16 protein-coding genes are annotated in these 15,435 nt (G+C 58.5%); 12 read left to right on the top strand and 4 right to left on the bottom strand.

The genetic code is table 11. The annotated features are described in order from the left end of the window. Positions 1–152 precede the first annotated feature (152 nt). Complete coding sequence (gene uvrC, locus GS636_RS07600) at positions 153–2,015, top strand: excinuclease ABC subunit UvrC (protein ID WP_171669035.1); 1,863 nt, start codon at positions 153–155, stop codon at positions 2,013–2,015. Here uvrC and GS636_RS07605 read toward each other — a convergent pair. Next, entirely contained in the window at positions 2,012–2,896 is an 885-nt protein-coding gene (locus GS636_RS07605) for a DMT family transporter (protein ID WP_171669036.1), read from the bottom strand. The two genes, uvrC and GS636_RS07605, sit on opposite strands and share 4 nt — an antisense overlap. A gap of 173 nt (positions 2,897–3,069) precedes the next feature. Here GS636_RS07605 and pgsA point away from each other — a divergent pair, with 173 nt between their 5' ends. The 4 genes from pgsA to GS636_RS07625 all read left to right on the top strand — a co-directional run bounded on the left by pgsA (position 3,070) and on the right by GS636_RS07625 (position 5,766). Continuing rightward, on the top strand, positions 3,070–3,738 hold the full coding sequence (gene pgsA / locus GS636_RS07610) for a CDP-diacylglycerol--glycerol-3-phosphate 3-phosphatidyltransferase (RefSeq protein ID WP_171669037.1): 669 nt from the start codon (positions 3,070–3,072) through the stop codon (positions 3,736–3,738). Between the two features lie 3 nt (positions 3,739–3,741). Beyond that, the gene (moaD, locus tag GS636_RS07615; RefSeq protein ID WP_171093853.1) at positions 3,742–3,987 is read left to right on the top strand and encodes a molybdopterin converting factor subunit 1; all 246 of its coding nucleotides are present in this window, start codon (positions 3,742–3,744) and stop codon (positions 3,985–3,987) included. Positions 3,988–3,990: 3 nt separating this feature from the next. After that, complete coding sequence (locus tag GS636_RS07620; RefSeq protein ID WP_171669038.1) at positions 3,991–4,434, top strand: molybdenum cofactor biosynthesis protein MoaE; 444 nt, start codon at positions 3,991–3,993, stop codon at positions 4,432–4,434. Between the two features lie 123 nt (positions 4,435–4,557). Beyond that, positions 4,558–5,766 carry a PLP-dependent aspartate aminotransferase family protein gene (locus tag GS636_RS07625; protein WP_171669039.1) on the top strand — a complete coding sequence of 403 codons (1,209 nt, stop codon included), beginning with the start codon at positions 4,558–4,560 and terminating at the stop codon, positions 5,764–5,766. A gap of 21 nt (positions 5,767–5,787) precedes the next feature. Here the strand turns inward: GS636_RS07625 and GS636_RS07630 are convergent, their stop codons facing one another. The 3 genes from GS636_RS07630 to ubiA form a co-directional block, all read right to left on the bottom strand. Next, on the bottom strand, positions 5,788–6,108 hold the full coding sequence (locus GS636_RS07630) for a hypothetical protein (RefSeq protein ID WP_050603973.1): 321 nt from the start codon (positions 6,106–6,108) through the stop codon (positions 5,788–5,790). 1 nt (position 6,109) lies between these two features. Further along, positions 6,110–8,029, bottom strand: coding sequence for an OmpA family protein (locus tag GS636_RS07635; protein WP_171669040.1), 1,920 nt, complete (start codon positions 8,027–8,029; stop codon positions 6,110–6,112). Between the two features lie 64 nt (positions 8,030–8,093). After that, entirely contained in the window at positions 8,094–9,056 is a 963-nt protein-coding gene (ubiA, locus tag GS636_RS07640; RefSeq protein ID WP_171183810.1) for a 4-hydroxybenzoate octaprenyltransferase, read from the bottom strand. 12 nt (positions 9,057–9,068) lie between these two features. Here ubiA and GS636_RS07645 point away from each other — a divergent pair, with 12 nt between their 5' ends. The 7 genes from GS636_RS07645 to GS636_RS07675 all read left to right on the top strand — a co-directional run bounded on the left by GS636_RS07645 (position 9,069) and on the right by GS636_RS07675 (position 15,402). Continuing rightward, on the top strand, positions 9,069–9,794 hold the full coding sequence (locus GS636_RS07645) for a 16S rRNA (uracil(1498)-N(3))-methyltransferase (RefSeq protein WP_171669041.1): 726 nt from the start codon (positions 9,069–9,071) through the stop codon (positions 9,792–9,794). 68 nt (positions 9,795–9,862) lie between these two features. After that, a complete protein-coding gene (locus tag GS636_RS07650) occupies positions 9,863–10,636 on the top strand; it encodes a GNAT family N-acetyltransferase (RefSeq protein WP_171669042.1) in 774 nt (257 codons plus the stop codon). After that, positions 10,633–11,160: a hypothetical protein gene (locus GS636_RS07655; RefSeq protein ID WP_171669043.1), complete on the top strand. Its 528-nt coding sequence runs from the start codon at positions 10,633–10,635 to the stop codon at positions 11,158–11,160. Before GS636_RS07650 ends, GS636_RS07655 begins: the two co-directional genes overlap by 4 nt. A gap of 65 nt (positions 11,161–11,225) precedes the next feature. Further along, entirely contained in the window at positions 11,226–12,596 is a 1,371-nt protein-coding gene (locus GS636_RS07660; protein ID WP_171183819.1) for a glutamate--cysteine ligase, read from the top strand. A gap of 71 nt (positions 12,597–12,667) precedes the next feature. Continuing rightward, positions 12,668–13,741, top strand: coding sequence for a phenylalanine--tRNA ligase subunit alpha (pheS, locus tag GS636_RS07665; protein WP_171179000.1), 1,074 nt, complete (start codon positions 12,668–12,670; stop codon positions 13,739–13,741). Then, positions 13,738–14,241 (top strand): hypothetical protein, encoded by a 504-nt coding sequence (locus GS636_RS07670; RefSeq protein WP_171669044.1) that lies wholly within the window; start codon positions 13,738–13,740, stop codon positions 14,239–14,241. The genes pheS and GS636_RS07670 overlap by 4 nt, the downstream gene beginning before the upstream one ends. A gap of 354 nt (positions 14,242–14,595) precedes the next feature. Continuing rightward, positions 14,596–15,402, top strand: a complete 807-nt coding sequence (locus GS636_RS07675; protein ID WP_171669045.1) for a PHB depolymerase family esterase — start codon at positions 14,596–14,598, stop codon at positions 15,400–15,402. Positions 15,403–15,435 lie beyond the last annotated feature (33 nt).

The following is a 15,435-nucleotide window of genomic DNA, read 5'->3' on the forward strand; positions in this document are numbered from 1 at the left end:
GTGCAAATCAAGGAAGAGGCAATGAAACAAGGGGATTTCCGATCCAGCAGAAACTTATCTTCACACTTATCCACAGAAGTCGTGGATTTGTTTCCTCTTGATTTGAGAGGCCTGAGATTGCAGCCAGTCCAAGAGAATCATATCAAAAGCCCATGACCACTCACAGCGACTCCTCTCAGACCGGTTACGCCTGTATTCAGCGTTATGTGAAAACGCTGGACAGTTCGCCCGGTGTATATCGGATGCTGGATGCGGATAGTCGGGTTCTGTATGTGGGCAAGGCACGCAACCTGAAGGCGCGGGTGTCGAATTACACACGCCCGGGGCATTCCGGCCGGATCGAAAAGATGATCGCTTCGACCGCCTCGATGATGTTTCTGACTACTCGGACCGAGACCGAGGCGCTGCTGCTGGAGCAGAACCTGATCAAGCAGCTCAAGCCGAAGTACAACGTGCTTCTGCGCGACGATAAAAGTTTCCCCAATATTCTGGTCGCAAAAAGCCATGCCTTTCCGCAGATCAAAAAGCATCGCGGGGCGAAGAAAGAGAAAGGTGCCTATTTCGGCCCATTCGCCAGTGCCGGTGCGGTGAATCGGACACTGAACCAATTGCAAAAGGCGTTCCTGCTGCGCAACTGCTCGGATTCCATGTTTGACAGTCGAACGCGGCCTTGTCTGCTCTATCAGATCAAACGCTGTTCAGGGCCGTGCGTCGGGCTGATCTCGGAAGAGGCATACCGCGAAAGCGTCAAGGACGCTGAACGTTTCCTGTCTGGCCGGTCCACCAAAGTGCAGGAGGATCTGGCCGAGCAGATGATGGCTGCGTCCGAGGCGATGGAGTTCGAACGCGCCGCCGGTCTACGGGATCGCATCCGGGCGCTGACGCAAGTACAGACGTCCCAAGGCATCAACCCGCGCGGCGTGGCCGAGGCAGATGTGATCGGCCTGTACATGGATAGCGGTCAGGCTTGTGTGCAGGTGTTCTTCATCCGTGCCAACCAGAACTGGGGCAACAAGGATTTCTATCCGCGGGTCGGCCCCGATGTTTCGCCCGCTGAGGTGATGGAGGCGTTCCTTGGCCAGTTCTACGACAACAAGGAACCGCCCCGGCAATTGATCCTGTCGGACGGCATTGAAAACGCCGATCTGATGCAGGAGGCCCTGACCGAGAAAGCAGGCCGCAAGGTGGAAATCCTGGTGCCGCAACGCGGTGAGAAGCAGGAACTGGTGGCAGGAGCCCTGCGAAATGCGCGCGAGTCATTGGCTCGTCGCATGTCAGAAAGCGCGACGCAGGCCAAACTGCTGCGCGGGGTGGCCGAAGCGTTTGATCTGGATGCGCCGCCTGAACGGATCGAGGTTTACGACAACTCGCACATTCAAGGCACCAACGCCGTAGGCGGCATGATCGTGGCAGGGCCCGAAGGCTTCATGAAGAACGCCTATCGCAAGTTCAACATCCGTGGCGATGACCTGACACCTGGCGATGATTTCGGCATGATGAAAGAGGTGCTGAACCGTCGCTTCACCCGGTTGCAAAAAGAAGATCCGGATCGGGACAAAGGGCTCTGGCCAGACCTGCTGCTGATTGATGGCGGTGCAGGGCAGGTGAGCGCCGTACACGAAATCATGCAGGCCCATGGGGTTGAAGACATTCCCATGGTTGGCGTTGCCAAAGGGGTCGACCGCGATCACGGCAAGGAAGAATTCCATAGGACCGGTCAGCGCCCCTTTGCCCTGAAGCGCAACGACCCGGTGCTGTATTTCATCCAACGCTTAAGGGATGAGGCGCATCGGTTCGCCATCGGTACCCATCGCGCGAAACGGGCAAAGGCCGTCGGGGCCACGCCGTTGGACGAAATTCCTGGTGTAGGGGCCGCGCGCAAACGTGCCTTGTTGACGCATTTCGGCAGCGCCAAGGCGGTCAGCAGGGCCAATCTTGCCGATCTGAAAGCGGTCGAGGGGATCTCGGCCGGGCTGGCGCAGAAGGTTTACGATTTCTTCCACGACAAGGGCTAGGCGCGTCGTCCACGCCACAGGATGTACAGCCCCGAAGCCACAATGAGCGCGCTGCCGATCCACATGGTCGGATCGAGGCTTTCACCGAACATGACCACGCCCAAGCCGATGCCGAACAAAAGGCGGGTATAGCGGAACGGGGTCACAGCGGACACTTCGCCCGTGCGCATGGCCTTCATCAGCGAGGAATAGGCCAGAACGCCCATCAGCACCGCGCCGGTCAGATGTAGGCCGGTATGCAGATCAAACGAGACCATCGGCACGCCTTCCCAAAACCGATAGATGAGCCCCGCAACGATGATGCTGAGAAATCCGTAGAACCCCAAGACCTCGGTTCCCAACGTGGCAGGTGCTGCGCGGCTGGCCAGATCGCGCCCGGCAAATCCCAGCATCCCCAGCACGGCCAGTATCGACAGCAGCGAGAAGCTGTCGCCGGTGGGTTGCAGGATCACGACAACCCCGATCATACCGACGAAAATGGCGCTCCACCGCCGCCAGCCGACGGATTCCCCGAAGAACATCGCAGCACCCGCAACCACGACCAGTGGCGTGGCTTGCAGGATCACCGTAGCCGAAGACAAAGGGGTCAACGCGATCGCCAGAACATAGAACAACCGACCAAAGACCTCGAACAGCACCCGAACTTTCATCGGGCGGGACAAGACATCGGGATGCAGCAAGTTTTGCCCCCGGGCCAATGCCACCGCCGCAAAGATCACCGAGCCGCCCGCGCCAAACAGCACCAGCACCTGCCAGATCGGAAGCACGGCCGAGGCTGCTTTCAGCAAAGCGTCCTCAAGCGCGAAGCCCGCCATCGCGGCGATCATCCAAAGGCTGCCGATCATGTTCGACCGGGCGTCGGTTTGAATATGCGCTGTCATCTGTTTCTTTCTGATTGGACTTGCGCGGCAATCTGACCGCAAAGCAGGAAAAGGCCAAGAGGTACAACTCTGAGACGTCAGGCCTGCGGCGCTTTGACCAAGCGTTTGGGTGTGGCGCAGTTTTTTGCCTGTTTGGCTTTTCTGTCCTGCGGCGTCGATATAGGGTCCAAGCCATGAAGTGGAACTTGCCCAATATTCTGACCGTCCTGCGCCTGTTGGCGGCACCCGGTCTGGCCGTCATGTTTTTGTACTTTACCCGGCCATACGCGGATTGGTTCGCTTTGATCCTGTTCCTGTCGGCTGCGATTACGGATTGGTTCGATGGGTACTTGGCCCGCGCGTGGAAGCAGGAAACCAAAATCGGTGCGATGCTGGACCCGATTGCCGATAAGGCGATGGTTGTGATCGCGCTTATGATCCTTGTCGGCTACTCGACCGAACACTGGACCCCGTGGCTGGTGCTGCCTGCCACAGTGATCCTATTCCGCGAGGTTTTTGTCTCGGGCCTGCGTGAATATCTGGGTGATGTGGCAGGCACGCTAAAGGTTACGAAACTGGCCAAGTGGAAGACCACTGCGCAGATGATCGCCATCGCGGTTCTGTTTTCGCAAGGCATCTTTGAACACTATGCCGTTATGGCAAGCTTCGGAATGGATGCTGATCTGGTCGAGCAGATCATTTCGGGTCAGGTTGAAGACGTAAACCACCTGCGCTGGAACATCGAAGGTATGTACTGGGCTGGCCAAATCGGGCTGTGGCTGTTGTGGATTGCTGCAACGCTGACATTGATCACCGGCTATGACTACTTACGTAAAGCCATGCCGCATCTGAAGGAGAGCTAAGCGATGGATGTGCTGTACTTTGCATGGGTGCGCGAACGCATCGGTCTGCCAAAGGAAAAAGTCGAAACCAGTGCTGCCACGGTCAGCGATCTGGTGGCCGAGTTAAGCGCAAGGGAAGAACGTTACGCAGCGGCTTTTGCCGATTTGTCAGCCCTGCGCGTGGCATTGGATCAAGAGCTTTCAGATTTTGACGCCTCGCTGACCGGTGTGCGTGAGGTTGCGTTTTTCCCGCCGATGACAGGTGGTTAAGTGATGAGAATCGCTGTTCAAGAAGAAGCTTTCGATCTGGGCGCTGAGGCCAACGCCTTTGCCGCCGGGGATGATGCCAACGGTGCCATCGTCACCTTCACCGGCGTCGTACGCGATCTTGCAAGCGGTGATCTGGATGTCATGGAGATCGAACATTATCCGGGCATGACCGAACGTGCCCTGACCAAGATTGCCCAGGAAGCAAAGGATCGTTGGTCACTGGGCGATGTGTTGGTGATCCACCGCCACGGTCGCCTGGCCCCAGGCGACCGGATCATGATGGTGGCCACGGCCGCGCCGCATCGCAAAGATGCATTCGAGGCGGCTGAATACCTGATGGATTACCTGAAATCCCGCGCCCCGTTCTGGAAGAAAGAAATCACTGGGGCCGGTGCGGGATGGGTTGCCGCCAAGGACGAAGACGAAGACGCACTAACCCGGTGGTGAGATGGGCCCGCCACCGCAAGAATGCGGTGGTCGTTTTTGACCCACACGAGGCTCAATTTTCCTCTAGACGTCAGCATCAGAGCTTGCGCTAAATCCGAGCAACCGGATCAAGAGGACAACCCCATGCAAAACGATTTGAGAAACAAGGGTCTTGCGACGCGCGCAATTCATGCGGGTGAAGAACCGGACCCGACCAATGGTGCATCTGCACCGGCTTTGCATATGTCATCGACTTTTGTCACCGGTCAGGTGGCAGGGTTCTCGGCTCATGATCTCGAGGAAGAGGCCCCTTACCTTTATGGGCGCTGGGCCAACCCCAACGTGCGAACGCTTGAAACCAAGATCAGCGTCTTGGAAGGCACCGAGGATTGTATTTGTCTGGCGTCGGGTATGGCCGCTGCAACTGCGATTTTCCTGACGTTCCTGTCAGCCAGAGATCACGTGATCGTCTCAGACGTATCTTATGCGGGCGTGGCCGAGCTGGCGCGGGATACGCTGCCGCGCTTGGGGATCGAGGTCAGCACGGTCAACATGTCTGATCTGGCGGCGGTATCAGCGGCAATCAGGCCAAACACACGGCTGATCCATACGGAAACACCGGTAAACCCAATCGGGCGACTGACCGATCTGGCTGCGGTGTCAGCCATTGCGCAAAATGCCGGAGCGTTATTGTCTTGCGATGCCACCTTTGCCTCTCCGCTGGGTCAACCCAGCAAAGATTTGGGCGTCGATCTGATCATGCACTCCGTCACCAAGTTCATAGGCGGTCATGGTGATGCCATTGGCGGAGCGGTAGCGGGCCGCAAAGAGTTGATCGAGAAAATCCGCAACGAGTCGGCCATTCATCACGGCAGCATCATGTCACCGTTCAACGCGTGGATGATCGCCCGGGGCATGGCCACTTTGCCGCTTCGAATGCAGGCGCATCAGGCGGGGGCCATGGCGATGGCCGAATGGCTTGAAACACGCGGGACCGTCACCAAAGTCGTGTATCCGGGCCTGAAATCACACCCACAATACGAACTGGCAAAGCGGCAGATGCGGAATTCATCCGGCATGATCATCTTTCAGGTGGGCGACAACGCCACCGGAGAAGCACTGGCCCAGCAGATGATCGACAAATTGAAGATCGTCCATTACGCCGTGTCACTTGGCCATCATCGCAGCCTGATTTTCTGGATGGGAACGGAGGCTTTGATGCAGACCTCATTCCGTCTGGAAGGGGCGCAACTGGAAAGCTACCGGGATTACGCCGGGGACGGCGTGTTCCGGCTGTCGGTTGGTCTTGAAGATCCCGAAGACCTGATCGCGGATCTTGCGCAGATTTTGTAATCCGATCATGTCGCGGGCGCGTCAGTCGGCGTTGTTGATCCGCCCGCGCAATTCTTCGGCCTCTTGCCGCGCGGCACGCAGGCCGTCCATCGCGGCGGCCAGCTCAGCTTCGGTCTGCGTCAGTTGATTGGTCAGCTCGGCTTCGCGCTGCTGCAGATAGGTGATGGCCTGATCACGGGTTTCTTCGGCTTCGTGTAACTCCTGGCTCATCCGGTCCAGATCAGCAACGTCGCTTTGGCGGACGCGGGACAGGCGGTGGGCCAGCCAATTGGCAAACCAGCCCATGCAGAAGGCCGCAAACAGAATGATGGCCGTGGCGATGATGAATTCAGTTCTGTTCAACTTACTGGTCCTCTGCATCCGCATCTGATGCGGTCGTGTCGGTCTGGTCTGCTTCTGACGTGTCAGTCTCAGTCTCAAGCGCTTCGAGACCTGTTTCATTGGCCTCAACAGGCTCGGGGCGGATCAGGCGGAATTCAATGCGACGGTTTTCTTCCCGACCTTCTTCAGTGTCGTTGTCCGCAATGGGCTGCGTTTCGCCATATCCGACGGCTGTATAGCTGCTGGTGGGAATGCGACGCCCGCGCAACTCGTTCAGGATCGACTGCGCGCGTGCCTGACTGAGCTGCTGGTTCATCTCTTCGCGACCCTGACTGTCTGTGTGACCCTGAATCTCCAGTCGAATGGGGCCGCAGTCCCGCAGGATGTCTGCGATCTGGTTCACGGTATCGCGCGAATCCGATGCAATCGTGGCCGATCCGGGTTCGAAGGCGATTTTGCTGGAAGCCTGGACTTCAGCGATCTGTTGTTCACAGACTTCCGGATCAGGCAGGGCGTCTTCGGGTTCCGGCGGAGGCTGATAGGTGATCATCAGAGTGAATTCCTGACCTTCGCCCAGCTTATCCGACAGCTGACCGGCAATACGGGCCTTGGCGTCTTCTTCGTGGCTGAGGCCGGTCAACTCTACGGTATCAGGCGTCACGGTCAGGGCCCCGTTGTGAAGCTGCGCCAATGCTTCCAGCCCGGCCAGAACTCGGACAGGCCAGTCTGAGGGCAGATCGGTCACGATGCGGGTGGCCGTGTAAACTTGATCAGAGCCAAATGCGGCCCGGGCATAGCTGTCGACCATGTCACGCAGGGTTTCATCGCCCAGACGACCGCGCAACTGCACCAGGCCTTCGGGGCTGCGGGTGGCCGAAAACTCAACCGGGCCGGTCGCATCTGTGTCTTCGGGTTCCGGCAACACGGCGTGCAGCGCAAAGACGGGGGGCAGGGCGGTTTCAAGCTCACCCACCACCCGGTCAAAGAGGGCAGGGTCCGTTCCTTGGGCTGCGACCAGTGTAATGTCGGCATCTGACAGTGTGACAGTGCCATTGCCGATTTTTGACAGGGCCTGAATGCTCAGTTCAGCGGCTTCGGGCCAACGCGGTGAGGGTTCCCCCAGACCGATGGTGCAAGAATAAGTGCCTTGCAAGCCGGCCTCGCGTGCGGCGGCTACGATGCGGTCGCGCGCCTTTTCATCCTGCGCGGAACAGGCGTCAAACTGCCCGCCCTCATCATTGATCAGGTAGCGCAGCGTAAAGGGTGTGATGACGGGGCGGGGGGCCGAGATTGCCAGGCCGATGCGCAAGCTGGGCGGCGCGGTGCGCGTCAGATCCTGTTCAAGCCGCTGTTTTTCTTCTTGGCTATCAGCAATTGCGGTGATCTTGACCAAGCCAGAGCTGGCGGAAACTTTTGCACGAGGCAAGCGTGCCAATGCTTCGATGGCGTAAGATATTGCGGCGTCCCAGCCGTCGGGCTTGGGGTAATCTGCCGTTTCCATCAAGTCCGATACTGCAACGCTCCGATCCAGGTTGCGCAGCCGGTCAATCAGCTCTTCCCTGTCCTCGCTGGCGGGGATCAGACCGATGATCGAGATGCCGCTGTCATTGCGCAGAATCTCTGCTGAAAAGCGGGGTGGGGCCAGCGCCGAGGTGGCCTCGACCTCCATTTCGTCGATCACACGGGATGTTTCGACCTCGGTTCCAGCAGCGGTCAGCGCGTTGAATCGGGTGGCTTCATCCGGCGCGGTGCCTGTCAGAACCACACGAAGCCCGTCGGATTCGACCTCGGCCCAGTCATGTCCTTTAAGGTCCAATGATCGACGCACAGCGAATTCGGATGTCTCTTCGATCTTCGTAACAGCGTAGCTGGCGGCCACGAGGGACAATCCGGCCGAAACCAGAAAAATCAGCAAAACAGCGATAAAATACGGCAGACGCATGCTCGGGTTCGACACTCCTCAGGCGATTGGGCCGATCTTTACAGTCCCCATTCGGCAGGTGCAATCAGAGCAGCAAAGCGACGCAAAGGAAGATCAGCGGAATCAAGCCGGTGTCGCGGTTGACCCGGAACAATTGCAGCAGCTTGGCATTGTCTTCCAGATCCAGACCGCGCAACTGCCACGCCATGTGCCAACCCATGGCCCAAGGTCCGCTAAGTGCAACAACAAGCGCCAGAATCGAAGCATCCGGCACGCCCGCATCGATGATGGCCAGTCCCATCAGCGATACCGTTGCCACCAAAAAGTACTTAAGCCACTTCGCTGTATCTTTGCCGAACAAGCGCGCCGTGGACTTGATGCCCACCAACTCGTCATCTTCGGCGTCCTGATGGGCGTAGATCGTATCGTAGAACAGGGTCCATGCGATGCCCGCCAGGTAAAGCGTGATGGCAGGCCAGCCTACAGAGCCGCTATGCGCGGCCCAAGCCAATAGCGCGCCCCAGTTGAAGGCCAGTCCAAGGAACACCTGCGGCCACCACGTGAACCGTTTCGCGTAAGGGTAGATTGTCACCGGCAGCAGGGACAAAACGCCCATGGCAATCGCGGCCTGATTGAAGCTGAGCAGGATGCCAAGCGCCAGCAGGCATTGCAGGATCATCCACACCGCAGCCTGCCGGACGCTGACCTGTCCCGAAGGAATCGGGCGTGAACGTGTGCGTTCAACCTGCCCGTCGAAGTCCCGATCCGTGATGTCGTTCCAGGTGCATCCGGCCCCTCGCATCAGAAACGCGCCCAGCGCGCAGCCAATGGCAATCCACAGATCTTCCCAACGGGGCTGGCCATCATGCAGAATGGCCAACGCTAATCCCCACCAGCATGGAATCAGCAACAGCCACGTTCCAATGGGCCGGTCCGCGCGGCTGAGGCGCAGATAAGGGCGGGCAAAAGCCGGTGCATAAGTGTCGACCCAATTGCCGGTTACGGCATCGGCGACTTGACCGTCTGGTGTTGGGGCATTGCCTTGCATATGTAAGGTCTCATGAGTGCGAAGATCAGACTGTATGTAGAGCAGCCCTTGGGTCAGGGGCAATCGGTTCCTTTGACGCGCGACCAGGCGCATTATCTGTTTGGCGTGATGCGCCTGTCGGTTGGCGGGTTTGTGGCCCTGTTCAACAGCCGGGATGGCGAATGGTTGGCCAACGTGACAGAAGCGGGCAAGCGGGGTGGAGTATTGACCTGCCTTGAACAGACCAAACCTTTGCAATTACCGCCCGATCTGTGGTTCCTGTTTGCGCCGATTAAAAAGGCTCGCACCGATTTCATCGTCGAAAAAGCGGCAGAAATGGGCGCGGCCCGCATCCTGCCTGTGCAGACCGAATTCACCAATTCCGAACGCATCCGTCAGGACCGCTTGCAGGCCCATGCGGTCGAGGCTGCAGAACAGTGTGGCGGCACATTCGTGCCCGAAGTCACCGACCTGCAGCGGCTGGATCGTGTACTGGATACATGGCCCGAAGACCGTCAGTTGATGTTCTGCAACGAGGCCGAGGTCGGCTCGGCCCTGCGATTGGCCGCTAATGAAAAAGGACGGCCTTGGGCGATTCTGATCGGCCCGGAAGGCGGTTTTTCTGAGAAAGAACGCGCGCGACTGACAGCATTACCGTATGCGCATGTGGTCAGTCTGGGCCCGCGTATCCTGCGGGCGGATACGGCAGCCGTTGCAGCGCTAACCATGTGGCAACAGGCGCTGGGGGATTGGGCGTGATTCGAGAGGCGGTTTCGTCAGATGCTCCTGCGCTCGAGGCGTTCCTGGCAAACTACCCGGACAGCTCAATGTTTCTGCGTAGCAATCTGGCGGCACACGGAGTGGGATTGAACGCATATGACCATTCCAGTCGCTACTTCATTTGGGGTAAGGATCGAATTCAGGGCGTCTTTGGGTTGAGCAAAAAGGGCTACCTAATGGTTCAATTGCCAGATCGTGCGACTGAAGCGGCAGAGAGTTTTGCTCGGATGATCGAAGGCGAAACGGTTCTTGGTATGACCGGTGATGCGCTTCAGGTCGAGTTAACTTTAAAAGCTCTGGATATGGCGCAGGCCAGGTACCGTTTGCACCATGATGAACCGTTGTACCGACGAGATCTGAAGGACTTGCCCGAAGCACTGATCCCGTGTCGCGGCATGCAAGGTTCGGATCGGACTTGGCTGCGATCTTGGTTCGCGGATTACATTGAAGATACAGGGCAGGCCGCTGGTAAAGAGGCACGCGAACTTGCTGCTGAGCGTGTCGATGCGGAACTGACCGCAGATAGGGCGATTGTTCTATTGGAAGATGCGTCTCCTGTTGCAATGGCGGCCGTGAATGCCAAGATTCACGACCAGATACAGGTGGGAGGCGTTTTCGTGCCGCGCGAAAACAGGAATCGTGGTCTGGGTCGCCGGGTCACGACCGCATTGATGCAAAAAGCAAAATCCGAAGGTGCGACGTCGGCTATCCTGTTCGCGAACAATTCGCCTGCAGCTCGTGCTTATGAGGCGATTGGGTTCCGGCAAGTCGGTTGGTACCGTGTAGCGCTTCTGCAGAAACCGCAAAAGGTAGTGCCATGAGTTTCATCCGACCCGAAGCAAAATTGGCGCTGTGGCGTTGGCGCGAAGTTTTGGTTGCTGTCTTCGTTCTAATTCTCGGCCTCAGCTGGGTCAGCGGGCCGGGTGGGCTGTTGGCATGGTTGGGCTGGTTCCTAATCTTGGTGTCTGTGGCATTGGCGGTCATTGGCATACAGCGCGCCCGGTTCAGAACCGGCGCAGGCGGGCAGGGTGTGGTGACCGTGGACGAAGGTCAGATCACCTATCTGGGCCCCTTGGATGGCGGCATCGTGGCGACGCGCGAAATTGAACGGCTTGCGCTCGACCCGACCTCAAGCCCGGCGCATTGGGTTTTGGATCAGTCGGGACAGCCGGCGCTTCACATTCCTGTGAATGCAGAAGGGGCAGAGGCTTTGTTTGATGTGTTCTCTAGCCTGCCAGGGTTGAAAACCGAACAGATGCTGTCGGAACTCAACGGTAAATCACGACATCCCGTTGTCATCTGGGAACGGACCCCATCGCGCCCGGCACATTTGCGGTTGCATTGACACTGGCGTCATTTACGACCACGACTGACCTTCAAGACAGACACATCAGGATCGGAGCACGGTTCATGTCCATCCCTCAGTCCGGCGGCGGTCCGATCGAACGCCATGAGCAACTGGCCGAATATCTGGAATCAGGCTGCAAACCCAAAGAAGACTGGCGCATCGGCACCGAGCACGAAAAGTTCGGCTATTGCAAAGACACGCTGAAGCCGCTGCCGTTTGAAGGCAAACGCTCGATTGTGGCCGTGCTGGAAGGTCTGCGGGATCGCCATGGCTGGGGCGAAGTGCGCGAAGGCGACAAGTTGATCGGTCTTGAAAAAGACGGTGCAAATGTCAGCCTGGAACCCGGTGGCGCGCTGGAGCTTTCCGGTGCCCCGCTTGAGACGATCCACGAGACCTGCGATGAGGTAAACACCCACCTGCGTGAGGTGAAGGACATCGCGGACGAGATCGGCGTTGGTTTCATCGGTCTGGGCGCGGCCCCGATATGGACCCACGAGGAAATGCCGTTGATGCCCAAGGGGCGTTATCGGCTGATGAACGACTATATGGAAAAGGTCGGCACCATGGGCCGCGCCATGATGCGGCGTACCTGCACGGTTCAGGTCAATATCGACTTCGGGTCCGAGGCCGACATGGTGCAGAAACTGCGCGTGGCACTGGCGCTTCAGCCAGTGGCGACCGCCCTGTTTGCCAATTCGCCCTTTTTTGAAGGCAAGCCCAACGGTCAGAAAAGCTGGCGCAGCCATATCTGGCGGCATCTGGATGATGCACGCACCGGGATGCTGCCCTTTGTGTTCGAAGACGGCTTTGGGTTCGAACGTTACGTGCAATATGCGCTCGATGTGCCGATGTATTTTGTCTATCGCGACGGCCAGTATATCAACGCGCTGGGCATGTCGTTCCGCGACTTCCTCAAAGGGGAATTGCCTGCATTGCCGGGTGAGACACCGACCCTCAGCGATTGGGCCGATCATCTGACCACGGCTTTCCCCGAAGCACGGATCAAGAAATACATGGAGATGCGCGGGGCAGATGGTGGCCCGTGGCGCCGCCTGTGTGCGCTGCCCGCCTTCTGGGTTGGTTTGACTTACGATCAGGGCGCGCTGGATGCGGCGTGGGATCTGGTTAAGGGCTGGGATGCGGAAACGCGCGAGGAACTGCGCGTGCAAGCTGCGGTCAATGGCCTTCAGGCGCAGGTCGGTGACATCAACATGCACGATCTGGCGCGTGAGGTTGTTGCGATCTCTGAGGCCGGGTTGAAGGCCCGCGCACGCCCCGGTGCAGGGGGGCTGGTCCCGGATGAGACGCATTTCCTGAATGCGCTCAAGGAAAGCATCGACACTGGTAAGGTTCCGGCAGATGAGTTGCTGGATCACTACAATGGCGACTGGAATGGCGACCTGACCCGGATTTTCCCGGAATACAGCTATTGATCCGCACCGTCCCGCTTGCATTCGCGGGGCGGGGCCGATAGCAGGTTCTCGACCAATTTCAGAGGGCCGTCATGGACGATCTTAAGGCAAAATATCTGGGCCAAATCGCCGAAGCAGGCGACGAAAACGCGCTTGAGGCGATCCGCGTCGCTGCCGTGGGCAAAAAAGGCGAGGTTGCGCTGAAGATGCGCGAGCTGGGCAAGATGACGCCCGAGGAACGTCAGGTCGCAGGCCCCGCGCTGAACGCCCTGAAGGATGAGATCAACTCGGCTCTGTCCGCCAAAAAGGCCGCGCTGGCCGATGCCGCGCTGGATGAACGTCTGCGCACCGAATGGCTGGACGTTACTCTGCCAACCCGCGCCCGCCGTCAAGGCTCGATCCACCCGATCAGCCAGGCGACTGAGGAACTGACCGCGATCTTTGCCGAACTGGGCTTCTCGGTGGCCGAAGGGCCGCGGATCGAGACCGACTGGTACAATTTCGACGCCCTGAACATTCCCGGCCATCACCCCGCGCGGGCCGAGATGGACACGTTTTACATGCACCGCGCCGAGGGCGACAATCGCCCGCCGCATGTGCTGCGGACGCATACCTCGCCGGTGCAGATCCGGTCGATGGAGAAACAGGGCGCGCCGATCCGCGTGATCTGTCCGGGCGGCGTCTACCGCGCCGACTACGACCAAACCCACACGCCGATGTTCCATCAGGTCGAAGGTCTGGCCATCGACAAAGACATCTCGATGGCGAACCTGAAATGGGTTCTGGAAGAGTTCGTGAAGGCGTTTTTCGAGGTCGACGACGTCGAGCTGCGCTTCCGCGCCTCGCACTTCCCGTTCACCGAACCGTCGGCCGAGGTCGATATCCGCTGTTCCTGGGACAACGGTCAGCTGAAAATCGGCGAGGGCGATGACTGGATGGAGATTCTGGGCTCGGGCATGGTCCACCCCAAGGTGATCGCCGCCGGTGGGATTGATCCTGAGGTCTATCAAGGCTTTGCGTTTGGCATTGGGATCGACCGTCTGGCGATGCTGAAATACGGCATTCCTGATCTGAGGGCGTTCTTTGATTCAGACCTGCGCTGGTTGCGCCACTATGGGTTTGCGGCGTTGGATATGCCGAATCTGCATGGTGGTTTGAGCAGGTGAGCGAAGCGAACGTGATCACGGCATGCGAGAATTTCTGCCGTGACTTCAGCTGGTTGATAGAATGGCTGACGGAAGTTGCAAAGAACCCAATCTGGGCTTTATTCTTTGGTTTTTGGATTTCTCTTTACATTTGGCGAAGCCAAACAAAACTGTCGTCGGAACTGGACTTAAATCGAGAGAAGCGGTCTCTGTATCGCGAATTTATCGCGCAGGTAGGAAAGGCTGTTCTTGCTAAAGATACCGAGACATGCACGCCTTGGTATTTTCATCCAGAGGTTCGGCGCGTCTGGGCACTGCAATCTGAAATCGCCCTTATCGGCTCCGAGATTGTAGGTGAGAAAACTAAAGTCGTCTTAGAAGCTCTACAGAGTCGGTTTGCTAAATCCGAACCCACTATGAAATGTTCTGATGGTGTTCTTCGAAAGGTTGATGACTGTATCCGGTTCGAGTTGGTACGCTCAATCGAGTATATGAAGGCAGACATCAATAGAGACCAATAAACTAGATGAGCAAAGGCCGATAGGCCGCCGCGCCATCGGTCGTTCATTGCGGCGCCATTGGTTCGAGCCCAATGGACGACACCGCCCGTACGGGCTGGCGATTTGTCTCCGCCAGCGCAACGCTCAAACAGTGCTCGGATTTGGCTGGCATAAAGTGCCCAATACAGACCAAGGATCGCCATCCCGCGGTCTGGCGATGGCGCGGCTTGGTGCTTGGATCGGATGTAGGGCAGGTGTAGGGCGGGCTTCAGCCCGCCATTTGTGATAGATGGACGCCGGGCTGAAGCCCGGCCTACGCCCTCCTACACCGATATGTTATGTGACAGCGCGGAAAGTCTCGCTAGGGTCAGGCGCATGATCTATCGACTGCTTTGCCTTCTGTTGCTGACCGCCTTACCCGCCTTCGCCATGGGGCCTTGGAACACCGACTGTCACGGCGACACGGCCTGTGAGGTCGGCGACCGCTCGTATCATGTGTTGGAGCCTGAGGGCTGGGACGGCGAAACGCCTCTGCCCGTGTTGCTGCATTTCCACGGCTGGGCGCGGCAGGGAACCGTTGTCGTGAACCATGAGCGCATTGCCGGGGCGACCAAGCTGCGGGGCGTGTTACTAGTGGCCCCGAACGGGCTGGGCAAAAGCTGGGATTTCTGGACCTCGGGCACCGACGATGTGCCTTTTGCCGACCGGGTGCTGGAAGATGTGGCCAAGCGCTATCCGATTGACCCTGACCGCATCTATGTCTCGGGCTATTCCTTTGGTGGCGCGATGGCGTGGCGCTATGTGTGCCAGTCGGGCAATGACGTTGCCGCCTTGCTGGCCGTTGCGGGCAGCATTCGCCAGACAGAAAACTGCCCCGAAGGCCCGCGCGAGGCGCGCCATGTCCACGGCCTCAGCGATACGGTGATGGATTTTCCCTATGGCGCGAAAGGTGACACGACCTATCCGGTGGCCCTGTGGCGGGAAAAGTACAACTGTAACGGAGCGACCCCGCGCGGCGATTGGAGCGTGGTGCCGATCCTGACGCTCAGCCGGGTGGAATGGACAGATTGCGCGCAGGGGCAGGTGGTACTGGACACCCACCCAGGCGGGCATTTCATCCCGCATGGCTGGATCGGGCGGCAATTGGACGAGCTTTTGGGCCGCACCCCCACCTATCCATGACGCACAGCGCTTGCACCTTGGTCCATTCTTTGC

It is taken from the genome of Ruegeria sp. HKCCD4884 (assembly GCF_013110855.1).
Lineage (GTDB): Bacteria > Pseudomonadota > Alphaproteobacteria > Rhodobacterales > Rhodobacteraceae > Ruegeria.

Excerpts from the sequence above, each read along its gene's own strand:
- uvrC (WP_171669035.1), top strand. The coding sequence starts at position 153 with ATGACCACTCACAGCGACTCCTCTCAGACCGGTTACGCCTGTATTCAG.
- GS636_RS07605 (WP_171669036.1), bottom strand. The coding sequence starts at position 2,896 with ATGACAGCGCATATTCAAACCGACGCCCGGTCGAACATGATCGGCAGC.
- pgsA (WP_171669037.1), top strand. The coding sequence starts at position 3,070 with ATGAAGTGGAACTTGCCCAATATTCTGACCGTCCTGCGCCTGTTGGCG.
- moaD (WP_171093853.1), top strand. The coding sequence starts at position 3,742 with ATGGATGTGCTGTACTTTGCATGGGTGCGCGAACGCATCGGTCTGCCA.
- GS636_RS07620 (WP_171669038.1), top strand. The coding sequence starts at position 3,991 with ATGAGAATCGCTGTTCAAGAAGAAGCTTTCGATCTGGGCGCTGAGGCC.
- GS636_RS07625 (WP_171669039.1), top strand. The coding sequence starts at position 4,558 with ATGCAAAACGATTTGAGAAACAAGGGTCTTGCGACGCGCGCAATTCAT.
- GS636_RS07635 (WP_171669040.1), bottom strand. The coding sequence starts at position 8,029 with ATGCGTCTGCCGTATTTTATCGCTGTTTTGCTGATTTTTCTGGTTTCG.
- ubiA (WP_171183810.1), bottom strand. The coding sequence starts at position 9,056 with ATGCAAGGCAATGCCCCAACACCAGACGGTCAAGTCGCCGATGCCGTA.
- GS636_RS07645 (WP_171669041.1), top strand. The coding sequence starts at position 9,069 with ATGAGTGCGAAGATCAGACTGTATGTAGAGCAGCCCTTGGGTCAGGGG.
- GS636_RS07650 (WP_171669042.1), top strand. The coding sequence starts at position 9,863 with ATGTTTCTGCGTAGCAATCTGGCGGCACACGGAGTGGGATTGAACGCA.
- GS636_RS07655 (WP_171669043.1), top strand. The coding sequence starts at position 10,633 with ATGAGTTTCATCCGACCCGAAGCAAAATTGGCGCTGTGGCGTTGGCGC.
- GS636_RS07660 (WP_171183819.1), top strand. The coding sequence starts at position 11,226 with ATGTCCATCCCTCAGTCCGGCGGCGGTCCGATCGAACGCCATGAGCAA.
- pheS (WP_171179000.1), top strand. The coding sequence starts at position 12,668 with ATGGACGATCTTAAGGCAAAATATCTGGGCCAAATCGCCGAAGCAGGC.
- GS636_RS07675 (WP_171669045.1), top strand. The coding sequence starts at position 14,596 with ATGATCTATCGACTGCTTTGCCTTCTGTTGCTGACCGCCTTACCCGCC.